The following is a 16,764-nucleotide window of genomic DNA, read 5'->3' on the forward strand; positions in this document are numbered from 1 at the left end:
GCGACTGGGCTGGCCTTCTGGGCCGGGGTCTTTGCGGCGGTCACGGAATCGCTTGGCCGGACTTCGATTGCACCTTCGGTGCGTCGAGGCCGGATGACGCGGTTGCCGGCGCCTTCTCGAGAGCGTTGATCTTCACCGTCGTACTCGTCACTGCCGCAAGCGGTTTCGGTACGCGCGAGATGCTTGCCATCGGTGACACCGGAACCTGCTCGTTGAACGCGTGATTGATGAAGGCGAGAGAGTCGGTGAGCGTCGTCGACACAGAGGAACCCACCGCTTGAAAGGTCGCACCGATGTCGCCCGTGTTGCCGATCGTCCTGAAGAACGCGTCGCCTGCCTGTGTCAAGCCGAGCAACAACCGTTCGGGCGCTTGGAAAGTCAACGCCGACGTGATGTCGATGGCCTTGATCACGGCGGCTTCCAGCTCATTGTGAGCGGTCGCGGGCGGCATCGTGCCGGGCGGCTGCATCAATCCTTCGAGCGCCGTCGCCCGAAAGTCGTTGAGCGCCTGCACGATATTGTCCGGTTGCGTGACGGCGTTGGTGGCCAGATCGATCAGCCCGACCACCGCCACCTCGAGCGCATTCTGGGCGCGGGGCAACACCAGGTTGAGGTCGTTGTCGATGATGTGGGTCACCGCGTCGTTCAGCGCTCCGCTGACCGTGGCATCGCTGAGCAGAGCTCCGCGCACGAAGGGCACGCCCTGCTGGAGCTCACCGGCCAGCGTCAGCGGGAGAATCGCGTAAAGAAACGGGAACCTGCACGAGGCCCTGAACGATAAACGGGCAGATCAGCGAACAGTCTTGGAGCTGATTGAGCAGGAACTGCTCGATCGGCGCACCCAGCGGGACTGGAGCGGGCGCGGCGGCTGTGGTGGGCGCCGCGGACGCGAGGAGCAAATTCGGCGCCGCGAGCCGGACCTCGGATTGCACTCTCGGTGTTGACGGTTCCGCAGGCAATGCCGCTGCCGCGGTGGCAACGACGCCGGCCGCGGCGATCGCGACGCTGGTGGTGACGGACGAGCGGACTGACGCGCGCATGGTCGACTCCTAGGAAGTGGTCCGGGTCACACTCCTAGGCACGACGCCCGTCCCTCGCGAGTTCAGCGGCTCGTCGAGAGCCCCTTGTGGCAGTACTGCCGCGTCTAGACAAAATCCAGCCAACCCTGGATTAGCGCCCCCTGCGCTCCCGTTGTGGCTGTCAGACGAGAAAGAAGGGGAAGAAAATGAGGAAGAACACCATCACGACCATCGCCGCCAGCGGGCTTGCCGCTCTGTCCATCGGTCTGGCCGCACCGGCCATCGCAGCGCCCTCGGGCCCCAGCGACACCACCGGGAGCGACGGCACCACCACGACCGTGCAAGACGGCAACAAGTCCGTCCCGACCTCGCGTGCCGAGGCGTGGATGGGCGAGGTGGGGCAGACCGCATACGGGTCGTACCAGAACCCGCACGCCGACCGCGGAGCAACGCGCTGACACCGATCTCAACAGGAGAAGGGGCACCCGCAAGGGTGTCCCCTTTTTCGTTCCGCTGCCGTGTGGGCGGTGACATGATCGTCTGGCGGGAATCGCGCGAACCCGAGGAGAGTGTCATGACTGTGGGCTCCGCTCGCCCCAATGGATTTCCCCGTCGCTCCGCTCGCCCCAATGAATTTCCCCGTCGCTCCGCTCGCCCCAACGTTTCCCCGTCGCTCCGCTCGCCCCAACGTTTCCCCGAGCGTCTTCGACGCGGGCCTGCCGACGCTCGTCTATGACGACACAGAAACTCTCGCAGAGGTTTATCCGCGTTTTCAGGAGGCGCAACGACAAGCCCCGATCGCACTGGGACCCCATGGACCAGAGGTGCTTTCGTATGAGCTCGTCCGCGCGGTTCTGCGCGATACACGTTTCAAAATCCCGCCCGGCATCCATCTGCTCATCCAGGGCATCAGCTCCGGCCCGCTATGGGACAAGGTCACCGACAGCCTGCTGTGCCTCGAGGGCGCCCCGCACCATCGTCTGCGAAGCCTGGTCTCCAAGGCGTTCACGCCGCGGGCGACGGCCCGTCTGCACGACACGATCGACGATGTGGTCAACGAGCTGGTGGACCAGGTGGCCGGTACCCGCCGGTGCGACATCGTCGCCGATATTGCCCGTCCTTATCCCATCCCCATCATCTGCGCACTGCTCGGTGCTCCGCGCGAGGACTGGCAGCAGTTTTCACTGTGGGCCGACGACGTCTTCAAGGCGTTCAGCTTCTCGTACGACCCGTCCCAGGAGTCCGACGTGATGCGGGCGTGGGGGGAGCTCGACGACTACGTCGACGACATGGTGGCCCGGCGCCGTCACAGCCTCACGGAAGACCTTCTGTCCGACCTGATCCGCGCCGAGGACGACGGCGATCGACTCACCGCGGGCGAATTACGCATGCTCGCAGCGGGCTTTCTCCTGGCTGGAACCGACACCACGCGCAACCAGTTGGCGGCCTCAATGCACGTGCTCTGTGAGCACCCCGACCAGTGGGCGCTGCTGCGCGAACGGCCCGACCTCGCCGCGAACGCCGTCGACGAGACCATGCGCCACGCCACGATCGCGTCAGGCACCCTCCGCATCGTTGCCGAGGACGCCGAGTTCGGCGGCTACCTGTTCCCCGCGGGGACCGTGGTCATCGCGAATACCTCTGCGGCCAATAGGGATAACGCGGTCTACGAGGACCCCGATCGCTTCGACATCACTCGCGAGTCGGCGCTAGCGGTGTTGACCTTCGGCGGCGGCGTGCACTACTGCCTCGGCGCCAACCTCGCGAGACTGGAACTGGCCGAGGCGCTCAGAATCCTGACGCATCGGATGCCGAACCCTCGCATTACCGGACCCGTCCCGTGGAAGCAGATGACGAGCATCGGTGGTCCGACTAGTCTTCCGATTGAATTCGGCTGACGGCAAACAACTTCCGGGAGGTCGCCGTGTCCACGTATCACGCATATGAAGTGAGCGGGCAACGAGAATTCGACCTTGTCGAAAGGGAGCTGGTCAGTCCGGCGGCGGGCCAGGTGCGCCTCCGGGTGCTCAGTTGCGGGGTATGCCACACCGACGCGATCTCGGTGGAGGGCATGCGCCCGAACCCGGCCGAGCCGGTGGTACCCGGCCACGAGATCGTCGGCGTCATCGACGCGCTCGGCGACGGCGTCACCCAGTGGGCTGTCGGTCAGCGAGTCGGCGTCGGGTATCTCGGCGGCCCTTGCGGAGTGTGTCACTGGTGCCGCCTGGGCGACTTCGTCAACTGCGAAAATCAACCGTTCACCGGGCAGACCGTGGACGGCGGGTACGCAGAGGTGGTCTACGCCCGCGCGAGCGGGCTGGTCCGCATTCCTGACGCACTGGGTTCAATGGACGCCTCCCCTCTGCTCTGCGCGGGTATCACGACGTACAACCCGCTGCGTGCACTCGACGCGGATGCCGGTGCGCTGGTGGCGGTCCAGGGCATCGGCGGCCTGGGCCACCTCGGGATCCAGTACGCCAAGAAGCTCGACTACCGCGTCGCAGCTATTGCACGTGGAGCCGAAAAAGAGCCTCTGGCAACCAAACTCGGAGCCGATCACTACATCGACAGCTCGGCCGTCGACCCCGCGCACGCGCTGCAAGAGCTCGGTGGGGCGGTCGCGATCATCGCCACGGCCTCGCGCCGCGCGATCAGCTCGTCGTCGTCGGCGCTGGCGACGACCCGATCGAGGTTGACGGCGTCGCCCTGATCTTCGGGGGCCGATCGATCGTCGGCAGCCTCACCGGCACGCCGATCGAGAACGAAACCAACCTCGAGTTCGCCGTGACGCACGGCGTCGCGGCGATGAACGAGGTGTTCCCGTTCGCCGAGGCGCCCGCGGCGTATGAGCGAATGATGTCCGGCCAGGCCAGGTTTCGGGTCGTCCTCGACGTCGCACGAACCTGACGCCGCGCGAAGTGGTGACTAGGCCTGCACGTTGGACGGCGGGCTCGTGATCGTGATGACACCGGTCCAGTTGCACATGCACGTCGAGGTATTGGTCAGCGCGGGCTGCCCGGCGATCAGTACCGTGGGCGCTCCCGGCGTCCACGGTGCCGTGGTCATCGGGATACACGGCTGCGGCGTGAATACGCCCAATGCCGCCGCGGTTGCCGCGATGACCTGCGGATTGGCCGGGCTCATGCACATGCCGAACGGCGAGATATTTGCGCCCGGCTTGAAGTCCATGATCGTGGCGGCGGGCTGCGAGGCCACCATCACGCGCGGCGCGGGCAGCACGGTAAGCGGCGACGGCGTGGTTCCGAACGAGCACTTGATCATCGCGCCGTTGCCTACCACGCCTCCTGGCATGGCGTCAGTTTAGGCCCGTTGGCTGCCCGATCGTCAGTGTTTCGATTCGCGCCAGCCCCGCTCGAACGGCAACCGCCACGCGTTCGGCGCGATGAGCTGATGGATCGCGTTGGGACCCCAGGTGCCCGGTTGGTACATCTTCGCGGGCGGCGGATTGTTGAGCAGATCCATCGACCGCTCCCACAGCGACTCAATGCCCTCAGCCGTGGTGAACAACGTGTGGTCGCCACGCATCGCATCGAGGATCAACCGCTCGTAGGCCTCCAGGACGTCGCCCGCGGTGTCGACCTCCTGGGTGGCGAACTGCATCGACAGCTTGTCGAGCTTCATCCCCGGTCCAGGGCGCTTGCCGTAGAACGACAACGAGACCTTCGAGTTGTCGCCGAGGTCGAACGTCAGATGATCGGGACCTTGCGAGCCCACCCCGGACCCGGCGGGGAACATCGAGCGCGGCGCCTCTTTGAACGCGATCGAGATGATCCGGATCCCTTCGGCCAGCTGCTTTCCGGTCCGCAGGTAGATCGGCACCCCCGCCCAACGCCAGTTGTCGACCCCGACCTTGAGCGCGATGAACGTCTCGGTATCGGAGTCCTTTGCAACCCCTTCCAGCTCGCGGTATCCCGCGAACTGCCCGCGCACCACGTTGCGCGGCTCGACGGGCAGCATGGACCGAAAGACCTTGTTCTTCTCCTCGCTGATCGCCCGTGGCTCGAGGGCAGTGGGCGGCTCCATCACCACGAACGCCATCACCTGGAACAGGTGCGTGACGACCATGTCCTTGTAGGCGCCCGTGCTCTCGTAGAAATTGGCCCGCTGATCCAGCCCGAGCGTTTCGGGAATGTCGATCTGAATGTGGTCGATGAAGTTGCGGTTCCAGATCGGCTCGAACAGGCCGTTGGCGAACCGGAACGCGAGAATGTTCTGCGCGGCTTCTTTTCCGAGGAAGTGATCGATGCGGAAGATCTGTTTCTCGTCGAATGTCTCGTGCACGAAGTCGTTGAGCGCGATCGCACTGTCCAGATCAGTTCCGAACGGCTTTTCCATCACCACCCGCGAGCGCTCGACCAGCTTCGCCTCGCGAAGCATGTCGATCACGGCACGCGCCGCCTTCGGCGGAACCGAGAGGTAGTGCAGCCGCCGCACGTCGGGTCCCAGCTTCGACTCCGCTTCGGCCACCGCGTCGGCCAGCGCCTGAGGGCCGGCGCCCTGCGGAACGTAGGTCAGGTTTTTGGCGAAATCGTCCCACTGCCGGTCGGTGAGTTTGTGCGCGCCGAAGTTGTCGATGGCCGACTTGGCGATTTCCCGGAACTCGTCGTCGGTGAGCTCCTCGAGCGACGTGCCGATGATCTGGATGTTGGGGGCCAGCTCGGATTGATCCAGATAGGCCAGGCCCGGGATCAGCTTGCGCTTGGCCAGGTCGCCCGTCGCTCCGAACAGAACGATGACGTGCGGGTCGCACCTGAAATCGTCGTTCCGGCGCGGACGAGCGCCCGGTGCGGGATAGGAGATCGTTTGAGGTTTCTTCGAGGCCACGAGGGAGATACTTGCATCGCAAGGTGACCAACGCACGACGCATTGCCGATCCGCTGTCGATGTGCGGGAGGAATTGATGGGGAACGACCCGCGGCGACATCAAGCACCCACGAGTGACACCTGGCCCAACGGGGACCCGTGGTTGGACCTGGCGACCGAGTTCAGGCAGCCGGAGAGACCGGGCAGATGGACCGTGTTCACAGATCGGGAGCCGTGGCACGTCGTCGACGGCCGGGGTGCACTGCGGTTTCTGTGTGACGACCTGGCAACTGTGTACCGGGGCGACGGTGGGGAGCTGTACCGGCTGGATCCCGACCGCCTCCACGACGCGGGCGGTCAGTTGCTCAACGCCACGGTCGGCGGCCTGCTTGGCGGTCTCTTCGGCTCGGCCTCCGACGCCGACGAGAGGAACAACGAGAGGCGGAGGTCGGCGAACGCACGGGACCAACCGCCCTACGCGTGGACCATCCGCGAAGAGGGTGCGCTGATCATCGCGAAGGCCGCGAATGTCAGAGGCGGCGTCGACTTCGAGCCGCTGCCGTCGGGCTGGCAGAACAAGTTAGTCGTCGCCGCGAGGGCGACGCCTCACCTCGCGGCATACATTCGCGGGCTCGGCCCGCTGGCCTATCGAGTCACGGCCGGCGACAGCGCCAACGGCAGGGGTGAACTTCGCGGACCGGCCGGCCACGTCATCGCGACGGACCAATTCGCTTGCGCGCCAGTGCGGGACTCCGCGCTCGTGCGCCAAGGGGTCGTCAGATGGTCGATCGATATCGCCAACAACCCGTTTCCGCCCGGATGGTTGTTCGCAATGCTGCGGGCGACGAAGTCGATCGCCTGGTAGCGCAGCCTCGCTGACTCAGCCCATCCCCGAGCCGCACATTTTCCAACTGCCCTTTTCCTTGACGAAGGGAACGGTTCCAGTTTCGTTGTCGCTTGGCGACTTGGACCACGTGGCACTGACCGTGGCGGTGGCGTTGTCGCCGGAGACATCGACCTTTTGCACCGACAACGAGAGGGTTCCCTTTTCTTGCTTCTGCTCGCGCAACTCGGCAGGGGTTTTGTTCCTCGTGTCCTTATTCACCTCGTCGCAGAACAGCGCCGACATATCAGCGGGATCCGCATTGTTGATGTCGTCTGCGTAGGACTGTAGGACGTCCTTGATTTGATCCTCGGGCGACGAACTGCTGCTGTGCGACGACGAACTTCTGTTGTTCGACGACGAGCCGTTGTCCTTGAAGACGAAGAAGTACAACAACACCCCGGCCGCCGCCAACACCACGACCGCGCCGACTGCGCCAATGATCATCGGAGTCTGGGATCGCCGCGGCGGCACGCCCGGCGTGTACATGCCCGGCGCAGGGGGCGGCGCGGAACCGTACGGCGAAGCGGGGTACCCCGGAGTCGGGTACGCAGGAGTCGGGTACGCCCCCGCAGGGTAGGTCGGAGCAGGGTAGGCCGGCGGCGGCTTCGGCTGGCGGTGCTCCGTCCAGCTCTGACCGTCCCAATAGCGTTGTGCGCTCGGGTCTTCTGGGTCGTCGTACCAGCCCGGCCCCAGGGACGATGTCATAGGTGATCCTCCCGCTGGCTCGACTGCACCGTAGCGAGAGCATAGCGAGCGGCGTCAGAAATAGCTGCCGTGTTCAAGATCATCAAGCAGCCCGGCGTGGGTCGGCTGCCACCCGAGCTGCTTCTGGGTCAGAGCGCTCGATGCGGGCAAGTCGGCTGAGAAAATCATGCCGATGAAACCCCATGTGTCGAACGCGTCGTCGCGCGGGATCGACTCCATCTGCACCTGCAGTTTGCGTCCGATGATGCCGGCAATGTCGCGCACCGGTATGCCCTCGTCACCTATCGCATGCAGCCGTGCGCCCTCGAGAGCTGCTTCCAACGCCAACCGGAACAAGCGCGCAGCGTCCAACCGGTGCACGGCCGGCCACCGGTTAGTTCCGTCACCCGGGTAGGCGGCAGACTTCTTCTCCCGGGCAACGTCGATCAGCCCCGGGACGAATCCGCGATCACCGTCTCCGTGCACCGTGGGTGGCAGGCGCACAACAGAGACTTTGACGCCTTGCGAAGTGAATTGCAGTGCAGCGTCTTCGGACAACCGTGGGCTGTTCGGGTCGACGTGGTCTTCCTCGGTGGCTATGCGGTCCAACGAAACCCCGACCATCCCGGACGCAACGACCATGGGCCGGCCTGATCCTGCGAGCGTCTCACCAATGGCGTCGATGGCGCACCGATCGGTCTGCGCGGCGCCGGCGTAGTCGGTGAAATCGTGGTTGTACGCCAAGTGGATGACACCGTCAGCATTCGCTGCGCCGGCGCGCAGGCTGTCGAGATCTTCGATGTCACCGCGGTACGGCAGCACCCCAGCAGCGCTCAAAGCCTCAGCCGAGCTGTCCGAGCGGGCGAGGCCGAGGACGTCGTGATTTGCGGCGATGAGTTCTGACGCGACGGCCGAGCCGATGAAGCCCGACGCTCCGGTGACGAATACGCGCATGATGCTCCCCAATCGATGTGATGTCAGTTGCTGTCATCACTCTACAATGCGATGACAGTCGCTGTCATCGCCTAGGATGCGGGGGTGGGCCGCTGGGAACCGAATGCGCGAGGGCGCCTTGAGCAGGCGGCACTGGAGCTCTACGGCGAGCGCGGGTTCGACCAGACGACGGTGGCAGACATCGCGAAGCGCGCGGGCTTGACGGAACGCACGTTTTTCCGGCATTTCGCCGACAAGCGTGAGGTGCTGTTCTGGGGCGAGGGCGGCCTCCACGACGTTTTCGTACGGTCCGTCGTCGATGCACCCGAGGCAATGCCGCCGATCGATGCGGTCGGCTCAGCGCTTGAGGCGGCCGCCGGGGTGTTCGACGGCCGCCGCGACATCGCACGGAGCCGCCAGGCGGTCATCGCGGCCAACCCGTCGCTTCAGGAACGTGAGCTGATCAAACTGGCCTCCCTCGCCTCGGGGATTGCCGAGGCGCTGCGCTCGCGCGGCGTCAGCGATCCGGCGGCCAGCCTGACCGCGGAAGCGGGGATCGCGGTGTTCAAGGTCGCCTTCGAACGCTGGGTCGACGAGACAAACAATGAGGACCTCAGGCTGCACATCCGGGAGTCGCTCGCCGAACTCAAAGCCGTAACCGCGGGCCGCAACTCGTAGGGCGGCCGCTCGCCGAAATTCACGTTACGCAGCGCTCTACTCGACATTTCGCTACGTAACGTTGATCTCGGCGTCAGGTAGGGCCGTGACTGAGCGCTGTGCGTCGGGATTTGGCTGCGGCCGGCGCCTCTTGCGCAGGCCTGGGATCAGTATGGGCACCGCCTCGCGATATGCCGCATACCTGCTGCCTAGCGACGCCGACAGGTCGCGCTCCTCCAATTGCATCGCGATCATGATCCAGCCCGTCGTCGCTGCCGCGAACAGCAGGTGGCCCACCGTCATCGTCGGGGCCGACCAAAACGCGACAATGAAGCCCAGATTCAGCGGGTGGCGCACGACGCGGTAGAACAGCGTTGTACGAAAGCCTGTTTCGGCCTGCGGCCGTGAGCGCCACGCCGCGTACACCTGGCGTAATCCGAAAAGCTCGAAGTGGCTGATCATGAATGTCGAAGCGAGCACGATCACCCAGCCGAGCCAGAACAGTGCCCATATCGCCACTCGCGCCGGGGTCGACGTGACTTCCCATACGACGGCGGGAATCGAGCGCCACTGCCAAAGCACCAGTGCGAGAACCAGACTCGCGAACAACACATAGGTGCTGCGCTCGACGGGCTGCGGGACGAAACGCGTCCACCACCGCTTGAACGCCGGGCGCGCCATCACGCTGTGCTGAAGGGCGAACGCCGTCAATAACACAAGGTCGACCACCACGGCCTGGCCGACGGGTGCGCTGATGGCGTTGTCGACGGTGCGCGGGACCATGAGATCGCCGACGAACAAGATCGCGTAAACGAACACCACCAGGAACAACAGATAGCTGATGGCGCCATAACTCAGACTGACAAATCGGTTCATGGACAGATCATCGGTGGCACAGGCGTCCCCAGGCATGAGGCAAATGCCTCAATTCGCGCTCCTGCCAACCAATCCCCGCTCGAGGGCGTACATGCTTGCCGCGACACGGCTCGAGACACCGATCTTGGCGTAGGTGCGCTCGACGTGGTTGCGCGCGGTTTTCTCGCTGATCACAAGTTTCGCGGCGATCTCCTTGTTGCTCGCGCCCTGGGCGACGAGCCGCAGCACCTCGACCTCGCGCGCCGTCAGCCCGTCGGGGCGCGGCTTCGAACTGCCCTGCATGTGACCCGCCGCATGCAGCACCGCATCGGCTGCGGCGCCGTCGAGTTCGCCGTCGCGCACACGGGCCTGCAACCGGCGCGCGGCACTGGCCGGGGTCATCGGCTCGCGGTACGGCCGCGGCTCCACCGCCGACTGATAGCTCACGGCACACGCCACTAGCCGGTCCGGTATCGACAGTTGCCGAGCCGACAATCCTCGGGGATAGCCTGAGCCATCGAGGCATTCGTGATGGTTTGACGCGATAGCAGCCACTTCCGACAATCCCGGAACCCGCTGTAGGATGCGCTCGGTCAGGTATGGGTGCAGTCGCACGCGTTCGAACTCCGATGTCGTCAAACCGCCTTGCTTCGACCAGATCTGATTCGACACTCCGATCCGGCCGATGTCGTGGATGTGCGCGGCCCTGCGCGACGTCACCACCGCATCGGCGTCGAGTCCGATCGCGACCGCCGCGTCAGCGGCGAGCTGCGCTGTTCCGCGCGAATGACCAAGCGTGAAGGGGCATTTGAGGTCGACGAAGTCGCCGAGGGCGACGAGCAAGGTGTCGAGCCCTGTCTCGTCAAGCGTGCCGTGCCGATCCGGCGCATGCTGCAGGGCAGTCGCCCACACGTCACCGGTGGCCGGGACAGCGAGGATCCTCTCGGCGTCGCCGACGAACACGTCGACCACCGCCGGGTCGAACTGACCGCCACGGCGACTCCGGACCATGGCCACCGCGCCGCCGGTGCCGTATTCGCGTTGATGCACCTCGGCCATGTCGGCGACCTGGGCCACGCGCATCTCGATCGGGATCGCGTCGCCTTGCACACCGTTGGGCAGACCACCTCCGTCGAAGCGTTCAAACGTGTAACGCATTGCGGTCTGGACGTTCTCACCGAGGCCGATCCGCTCGGCCAGCAGGGCGGCGGAAGAACAATGAGAGTGAATCAGGCGCGAGATATGCCCCCGCGCATTGGCATACAGCGTCACCATCGTCTTGAGCCGCTCCAGCAGTGACTGCCCGTGACCGACGTTGGTCAGCAGGAACCGCTGGTAGGGCAGGCCGGACCAGTCGACCAGGTATGCACTGCGACGCACCGCGATGTCGTCACCGAACCAGCGCGCGTATTCGTGGGAGTCGGCATGGCAGCCTATCCACATGATCAACGTCGTGTAGTAGACGCAGTCGCGTTGCTCAGGCGACAGCCCCAACCGGTCGGCAAGGCGAGTGGCGATTAGCGCCGATCTCAGCATGTGCTCGGCGGGTTGCCCGAGGCCCAGATCGATGGCCACCGACAGCGCCGCCAGAACCTCCGCCCGCGTTGGCATCTGGGCCGGCATGGCGGAGGTCATCTGACGATTCTGCGCTCTCGGCCGTGCCCGGTCAGCTGGAAAGCTCAAGACGGTCATTGCGGTGCCTAATCGGGTCGAACGGATCGAATCGGCCGTGGCCGACCACGCAGATGCCGCGCTGCGGCAGCCGGAAGTCGCCGAGGCGGGCTTGCTCGGGCAGTGGCCCGATCGGCCCGAGATCCTCGCCGCGTACCACTGCGGTCGACGAAGCCACCGACCACACGCGTTTCGGCGCGATCCGGAAGCCCTGTCCGTTGGGGGCCGTTCCCGTGAGCCGGATTGTGCCCAGCCCGAGGATGGGTCCGACGACTCGGCTCATGACGGCAAGCACGGGGCGGCTGTTCCACGCCGCCACGGGCAGGCGCGTGCCGATCGCGGTCATCAACCTGGTGGCCGGCGTCGCCTCGATGTCGAGATGCCAATCGAGCAGCCCGTCAATGGAGATGGACAGCGACCAGGGCGTCGGCCAGCTCATGTCGATGTCGCAGACCGCCGGGTCGACCGGTGTCGCGGAGCTGAAGTACCGCGAGCAGCTCTGCGGGCCGGGGGTCGTGGCGTAGAAAGTCCACTCGCCGGCAGGGTCGCGGTGCCACACCGACAAGTACGCCGGCGAGAACGACGACGCGGGAAAGTCCCGGAAGGCGAGGTAGTGACCACTGACGAAGGGCAGGCCCATCACGCCGAAGCCGAGCACACGCTCGTCGTCGCCGGGGGGTAGGGGCAGGTGGCGGGTGGCGGCCGCGGCCGCCTTGGGGGTGATGTGTGTGTTCACAGGGTCAATGTTGGCTCGGGCGGGCCATCGCTCGAATGAGGCATTCGCCTCAAATCCCGGCCACCGCGCGTCCTGGCCCGCGGGTAACCCGCTCGTGAACATCAGTCGGCTGGCCTGCACCGCGCCACGGTTGCGGTTTGGATGAACTGGGAACGCTAGGCACCACGAGATAGAGAAGTGGGTGTTGCGATGACTGCAGTGCAATCGAGCTGGCATTCAACCGAGCTTTCAACGCCGAACGACGAGACGCTGGCTCAGATCGACCGATGGTGGCGAGCGGCGAACTATCTCTCGGTCGGCCAGATCTACCTGCTGGACAATCCGCTCTTGCGCACGCCGCTCTCACGCGAGGACGTCAAGCCCCGGCTGCTCGGGCACTGGGGAACGACGCCCGGCCTCAACTTCCTCTATGCACATCTGAACCGGGTAATCAAGGAACGTCAGCAGTCCACGATCTACATCACGGGCCCAGGCCACGGCGGCCCTGGCCTGGTCGCCAATGCGTACCTCGACGGCACCTACTCCGAGCTGTACTCCGACATCACCCGCGATGTCGAAGGCATGCAGCGGCTGTTCAAGCAGTTCTCGTTTCCTGGGGGCATCCCGTCGCACGTCGCCCCCGAGACGCCGGGCTCGATCCACGAGGGCGGCGAGCTCGGCTATGCGCTCTCCCATGCCTACGGCGCGGCGTTCGACAATCCCGACCTGTTGGTGGCCGCGGTAGTCGGCGACGGGGAGGCCGAGACCGGAGCGCTGGCCACGAGCTGGCACTCGAACAAATTCCTCAATCGCACCCAAGACGGCGTCGTCCTGCCGATCTTGCACCTCAACGGCTACAAGATCGCGAATCCGACTGTGCTGGACCGGATTCCAACCGACGACTTGCGCAGCCTGATGATCGGCTACTGCCACAATCCCTACTTCTTCGAGGCGGCTGAGCAACAAGACCACGGCTCGGCACACCGCGAGTTTGCGCTGCTGCTCGATACCGTGCTCAACGAGATCGCCGAGATCAAGGCCAGGCCGGCCGACGACGAGACGACGCCGCGCTGGCCGATGATCGTGTTCCGCACCCCGAAGGGGTGGACGGGGCCGGATTACATCGACGGCAAGAAGACCACCGGCTCCTGGCGGGCGCATCAGGTTCCGCTCGCCAATGCCCGCGACACACCGGAACACCTCCAGGTGCTCGCCGACTGGCTGGCCTCCTACCGGGCGTCGGAATTGTTCGACGACGACGGCGCGCTCGACTCGACGATCGCCGAACTCGCGCCGACGGGCACGCTGCGGATGAGTGCGAACCCGCACGCCAACGGTGGCGAACTACTGAAAGCGCTACGGCTGCCCGACTTTCGCGAGTACGCGGTGGACGTGCCTTCGCCTGGAGCCACCATCTCCGAGTCCACCAGGGTGCTCGGCAGCTGGCTCACCGACGTCGTGCGGCTCAACCCGCACAATTTCCGCATCTTCGGCCCCGACGAAACCGCGTCCAATCGCCTCCAGGCTGTCTTCGACGCCACCGACAAGCAGTGGAACGCAGAGTTCTTCGGCCCCGAGGTGGACGAGCATCTGGCCCGCGCGGGCCGCGTCATGGAGATGCTGTCCGAACACCAGTGCCAGGGCTGGCTCGAGGGGTATCTGCTGACCGGGCGCCACGGCTTGTTCAACTGCTACGAGGCGTTCATCCACATCATCGACTCGATGTTCAACCAGCACGCCAAGTGGCTCAAGGTCACCAACCACATCCCGTGGCGGCGGCCGATCGCCAGCCTCAATTACCTTCTGTCCAGCCATGTCTGGCGTCAGGACCACAACGGTTTCAGCCATCAGGACCCCGGCTTCATCGACCATGTGGTGAACAAGCGGGCCGAGGTTGTCCGCGTCTACCTTCCACCCGACGCCAACACGCTGTTGTCCACGTACGACCACTGCCTGCGCTCGCGCCAGTACGTCAACGTCGTGGTGGCAGGCAAGCAGCCCAGCCCGGACTTCCTCACGATGGAAGAGGCTGTCGCGCACTGCACCAGAGGGCTCGGTATCTGGGAGTGGGCCGGCTCGGAGAAGCTCGGCGAGGAGCCCGACGTCGTGATTGCGACGTGCGGCGACGTGCCGACGCTGGAAGGGCTCGCCGCCATCGACCTGCTGCGCCAACATCTGCCCGACCTGAAGGTGCGCTTCGTCAACGTCGTCGACCTGATGAGGCTGCAGGACGAAAAAGAACATCCGCACGGGCTGTCCAATCGCGAGTTCAACATGATCTTCACGACGGACAAGCCGGTGATCTTCGCCTACCACGGCTATCCGTGGCTGATCCACCGGCTGACCTATCGTCGCACAGGCAATGAAAACCTGCACGTGCGCGGGTACAAGGAAGAGGGAACCACCACAACGCCTTTCGACATGGTGATGCTCAACGATCTCGATCGCTACCACTTGGTGATCGACGTGATCGATCGGGTGCCGTTCCTGGGCTCGAAGTGCGCGACGCTGCGCCAGCAGATGGTGGACAAGCGCATCGCCGCGCGCGAGTACACCCGGGAGCACGGCGACGATATCCCCGAGGTCCGCGACTGGAGATGGCCCACCGTCCACGGCGAGTCGTTCGGCGCGGGGACGGCGGCCACGATTTCGACCGGCGGTGACAACGAGTAGGCACGCCGCCGCCGGTGTCTGGTTGTCTGCGATGACACTTATCGCAGTGTCGCCTTGTCCGTCTATACATCGACACTTGTGCTGCGACCGTCGACGATCGGATGGTCGGAGGTGCCGCACTGTCTCCGAGGCTGACCTACGCCGGAGGGAGTCTGGAGATGATTCCGTACTCAGACGGCATTCCGGCGCGGCGGTTCCCGATCGTCAACGTGGCTCTGATCGCGGCCAACTTCGCGGTCTTCTTGTTCTACGAGCTGCCGAATGGCGACGCAGCGATCAACCAAGCGTCGTTTTACGCATGCGATGTGAATGGCACCTGCCACATGGGCGTGCCCTGGGGCGTCGGCTGGATCACGTCGATGTTCATGCACGCGGGGTGGGATCACATCCTCGGGAACATGCTGTTCCTGGCGATCTTCGGCAAGAACGTCGAGGACGCGTTCGGTCGACTGGGCTATCTGTTGTTCTACTTCGCAGGCGGATTCGCGGCCACGATGCTGCAAACGGCCATGACGTTGTTCTTCGCTCCGGCGTCCGACGCGCAAATTCCCAGCCTGGGTGCGAGCGGCGCGATCGCCGCGGTGATGGGCGCCTACTTCGTGCTCTATCCCACCTCCCGTATCCAAACGTTCCTGTTCTGGTTCCCGATCAGCATCCCTGCGTGGCTTTTCCTCGGAGGCTGGTTCCTTTATCAGTTCTTCGAGGGCAACAGCTCGCTGATCCATCCCACCGAAAACGGTGGCAGCGGCGTCGCATTCTTCGCCCACGTCGGGGGATTCATCTTCGGTTACGTTGTGGCGCGGATTCTCTCCGGCACAGGCGTCATCAGTGCGCAGGCACCCGCGCGTGACCAACTGAACCCGTTGGCCTAGAAGATGGTTCTCTGCTTGCCGCGCGGATCTTGACCCGCGGGAAATCGGCGCAATAAGGCCTCCTGCACAAAGGACGCGACCAACTGGCCGTCGTCGGTAAAGATGTGCCCTCGGCCGTAGGTCCGGCCTGCCCCGGTGGCAAGCACCTCGTGGTCGATGAGCAGCCATTCCCGGACGTCGACAGGCGAGTGGAACGACAGCGACTGCGTCAGCACACCAGTGGAGACCTGGGTGTGGGCCATCGCCTGACCGAGGTCGGGGTGCGGGCGCATCGCTGTCGCGATCAGCCAGCCGTCGGTGGTGTGCGCCAGCAGTGCGCGCTGCAAAGCGTCGTCCCGCGGCGCCTCAGGAAACCGAACCCAGAGCTGCAGCAAGGCAGGCCCGATCAGCCCGGGGTCGTTGACGTCGACATTGTCCACCACGATCGTCTCCGGCGCGGTCAGCGCATGCGGCCGCGCCTCGGCGGGGTCAGGTGGTGCGACATCGGGCATAGGAATCTGCCAGCGGACAAGGTCAGGTTCTTCGATGTCACACAGGATCAGGCAGCGTGCACAGGTGCGACCGCCCTGCAGGAAGCTCACGGTCGCGCTGGCGATAGTGCGACCGTCGTGCATCGGCTCGACGACGATGTCGGCCGGCTCGGCAACAATGACGCCACGGGCGAAGACCATCTGTACCGATTTGACGCGCTTGCCGGGGATTCGGCGGTCGGCTGCGACGATCGCCTGACCGAGCAGCTGTCCGCCGAACACCACGCCTCGTCCGGCGCTGAAGTACGGCGCCCGCAGCACCCCATCGTCGCCCTCGGCCAGCGTGAGCGCGGCGAGCAAGTCCCTGTGCAGTTCCTGTGCCGAGGTCATGTTTGAGCCCAAAACCGTTGCGCGGCAACATATATCGCGTGCATCATCAGGACGAGTCTCCCTTGCGGTGGTGGTACACCCGTGCACATTTCATCGTTACGTTCATTTGTCGTTC

General features: G+C 64.9%; 18 protein-coding genes. 9 read left to right on the plus strand and 9 right to left on the minus strand.

The genetic code is table 11. The features are described 5' to 3' along the window. Positions 1-40: 40 nt before the first annotated feature. Positions 41-691, minus strand: a complete 651-nt coding sequence (locus tag QOH60_RS21855) for a hypothetical protein (protein ID WP_526423960.1) — start codon at positions 689-691, stop codon at positions 41-43. Positions 692-813: 122 nt separating this feature from the next. Between QOH60_RS21855 and QOH60_RS21860 the strand changes: the two genes are divergently transcribed. The 5 genes from QOH60_RS21860 (at position 814) to QOH60_RS21880 (ending at position 3,926) form a co-directional block, all read left to right on the plus strand. Then, positions 814-1,053 carry a hypothetical protein gene (locus tag QOH60_RS21860; RefSeq protein ID WP_526423961.1) on the plus strand — a complete coding sequence of 80 codons (240 nt, stop codon included), beginning with the start codon at positions 814-816 and terminating at the stop codon, positions 1,051-1,053. Between the two features lie 172 nt (positions 1,054-1,225). Further along, the gene (locus tag QOH60_RS21865; protein WP_526423962.1) at positions 1,226-1,477 is read left to right on the plus strand and encodes a hypothetical protein; all 252 of its coding nucleotides are present in this window, start codon (positions 1,226-1,228) and stop codon (positions 1,475-1,477) included. Positions 1,478-1,648: 171 nt separating this feature from the next. Beyond that, a complete protein-coding gene (locus QOH60_RS21870; RefSeq protein WP_526423963.1) occupies positions 1,649-2,917 on the plus strand; it encodes a cytochrome P450 in 1,269 nt (422 codons plus the stop codon). 26 nt (positions 2,918-2,943) lie between these two features. Then, positions 2,944-3,729 (plus strand): alcohol dehydrogenase catalytic domain-containing protein, encoded by a 786-nt coding sequence (locus QOH60_RS21875; RefSeq protein WP_526423964.1) that lies wholly within the window; start codon positions 2,944-2,946, stop codon positions 3,727-3,729. Between the two features lie 74 nt (positions 3,730-3,803). Continuing rightward, positions 3,804-3,926, plus strand: coding sequence for a hypothetical protein (locus tag QOH60_RS21880; RefSeq protein WP_526423965.1), 123 nt, complete (start codon positions 3,804-3,806; stop codon positions 3,924-3,926). 18 nt (positions 3,927-3,944) lie between these two features. Here QOH60_RS21880 and QOH60_RS21885 read toward each other — a convergent pair whose 3' ends face one another. Together QOH60_RS21885 and zwf are read right to left on the minus strand one after the other, a co-directional pair. After that, positions 3,945-4,331 carry a PAAR-like protein gene (locus QOH60_RS21885; RefSeq protein ID WP_526423966.1) on the minus strand — a complete coding sequence of 129 codons (387 nt, stop codon included), beginning with the start codon at positions 4,329-4,331 and terminating at the stop codon, positions 3,945-3,947. Positions 4,332-4,364: 33 nt separating this feature from the next. Next, entirely contained in the window at positions 4,365-5,864 is a 1,500-nt protein-coding gene (gene zwf, locus QOH60_RS21890; RefSeq protein WP_526423967.1) for a glucose-6-phosphate dehydrogenase, read from the minus strand. Positions 5,865-6,057: 193 nt separating this feature from the next. On the opposite strand from zwf, the gene QOH60_RS21895 reads away from it, so the two are divergent. Continuing rightward, on the plus strand, positions 6,058-6,708 hold the full coding sequence (locus QOH60_RS21895) for a hypothetical protein (RefSeq protein ID WP_526423968.1): 651 nt from the start codon (positions 6,058-6,060) through the stop codon (positions 6,706-6,708). Between the two features lie 15 nt (positions 6,709-6,723). Here the strand turns inward: QOH60_RS21895 and QOH60_RS21900 are convergent, their stop codons facing one another. Together QOH60_RS21900 and QOH60_RS21905 are read right to left on the minus strand one after the other, a co-directional pair. Continuing rightward, positions 6,724-7,434: an Rv0361 family membrane protein gene (locus QOH60_RS21900; RefSeq protein ID WP_526423969.1), complete on the minus strand. Its 711-nt coding sequence runs from the start codon at positions 7,432-7,434 to the stop codon at positions 6,724-6,726. Between the two features lie 54 nt (positions 7,435-7,488). Continuing rightward, positions 7,489-8,367: an SDR family oxidoreductase gene (locus QOH60_RS21905; RefSeq protein WP_526423970.1), complete on the minus strand. Its 879-nt coding sequence runs from the start codon at positions 8,365-8,367 to the stop codon at positions 7,489-7,491. A gap of 84 nt (positions 8,368-8,451) precedes the next feature. On the opposite strand from QOH60_RS21905, the gene QOH60_RS21910 reads away from it, so the two are divergent. Further along, complete coding sequence (locus tag QOH60_RS21910; RefSeq protein ID WP_526423971.1) at positions 8,452-9,024, plus strand: TetR family transcriptional regulator; 573 nt, start codon at positions 8,452-8,454, stop codon at positions 9,022-9,024. Positions 9,025-9,075: 51 nt separating this feature from the next. Here QOH60_RS21910 and mddA read toward each other — a convergent pair whose 3' ends face one another. From mddA to QOH60_RS21925, 3 genes are read right to left on the minus strand one after another with little or no spacing between them, the layout of a single operon-like run. After that, positions 9,076-9,879 (minus strand): methanethiol S-methyltransferase, encoded by an 804-nt coding sequence (mddA, locus tag QOH60_RS21915; protein WP_526423972.1) that lies wholly within the window; start codon positions 9,877-9,879, stop codon positions 9,076-9,078. A 48-nt stretch (positions 9,880-9,927) separates the two neighbouring features. Next, positions 9,928-11,493, minus strand: a complete 1,566-nt coding sequence (locus QOH60_RS21920) for an HD domain-containing phosphohydrolase (protein ID WP_526423973.1) — start codon at positions 11,491-11,493, stop codon at positions 9,928-9,930. A gap of 31 nt (positions 11,494-11,524) precedes the next feature. Further along, entirely contained in the window at positions 11,525-12,265 is a 741-nt protein-coding gene (locus tag QOH60_RS21925) for a hypothetical protein (RefSeq protein WP_526423974.1), read from the minus strand. Between the two features lie 189 nt (positions 12,266-12,454). Between QOH60_RS21925 and QOH60_RS21930 the strand changes: the two genes are divergently transcribed. Together QOH60_RS21930 and QOH60_RS21935 are read left to right on the plus strand one after the other, a co-directional pair. After that, positions 12,455-14,917: a phosphoketolase family protein gene (locus tag QOH60_RS21930; protein ID WP_526423975.1), complete on the plus strand. Its 2,463-nt coding sequence runs from the start codon at positions 12,455-12,457 to the stop codon at positions 14,915-14,917. Positions 14,918-15,075: 158 nt separating this feature from the next. Beyond that, positions 15,076-15,789 (plus strand): rhomboid family intramembrane serine protease, encoded by a 714-nt coding sequence (locus QOH60_RS21935; RefSeq protein WP_526423976.1) that lies wholly within the window; start codon positions 15,076-15,078, stop codon positions 15,787-15,789. On the opposite strand, the gene QOH60_RS21940 is transcribed toward QOH60_RS21935, so the two are convergent. Beyond that, a complete protein-coding gene (locus QOH60_RS21940) occupies positions 15,786-16,649 on the minus strand; it encodes an acyl-CoA thioesterase (protein WP_526423977.1) in 864 nt (287 codons plus the stop codon). The two genes, QOH60_RS21935 and QOH60_RS21940, sit on opposite strands and share 4 nt — an antisense overlap. Positions 16,650-16,764: the final 115 nt, after the last annotated feature.

The organism is Mycobacterium sp. (genome assembly GCF_032159765.1).
GTDB lineage: Bacteria > Actinomycetota > Actinomycetes > Mycobacteriales > Mycobacteriaceae > Mycobacterium.

What these genes read in the sequence shown, in the direction of transcription:
- QOH60_RS21865 (WP_526423962.1), top strand. Translation starts at nt 1,226, where the DNA reads ATGAGGAAGAACACCATCACGACCATCGCCGCCAGCGGGCTTGCCGCT.
- QOH60_RS21870 (WP_526423963.1), top strand. Translation starts at nt 1,649, where the DNA reads ATGAATTTCCCCGTCGCTCCGCTCGCCCCAACGTTTCCCCGTCGCTCC.
- QOH60_RS21885 (WP_526423966.1), bottom strand. Translation starts at nt 4,331, where the DNA reads ATGCCAGGAGGCGTGGTAGGCAACGGCGCGATGATCAAGTGCTCGTTC.
- QOH60_RS21900 (WP_526423969.1), bottom strand. Translation starts at nt 7,434, where the DNA reads ATGACATCGTCCCTGGGGCCGGGCTGGTACGACGACCCAGAAGACCCG.
- QOH60_RS21905 (WP_526423970.1), bottom strand. Translation starts at nt 8,367, where the DNA reads ATGCGCGTATTCGTCACCGGAGCGTCGGGCTTCATCGGCTCGGCCGTC.
- mddA (WP_526423972.1), bottom strand. Translation starts at nt 9,879, where the DNA reads ATGAACCGATTTGTCAGTCTGAGTTATGGCGCCATCAGCTATCTGTTG.
- QOH60_RS21920 (WP_526423973.1), bottom strand. Translation starts at nt 11,493, where the DNA reads ATGACCTCCGCCATGCCGGCCCAGATGCCAACGCGGGCGGAGGTTCTG.
- QOH60_RS21930 (WP_526423975.1), top strand. Translation starts at nt 12,455, where the DNA reads ATGACTGCAGTGCAATCGAGCTGGCATTCAACCGAGCTTTCAACGCCG.
- QOH60_RS21935 (WP_526423976.1), top strand. Translation starts at nt 15,076, where the DNA reads ATGATTCCGTACTCAGACGGCATTCCGGCGCGGCGGTTCCCGATCGTC.
- QOH60_RS21940 (WP_526423977.1), bottom strand. Translation starts at nt 16,649, where the DNA reads ATGACCTCGGCACAGGAACTGCACAGGGACTTGCTCGCCGCGCTCACG.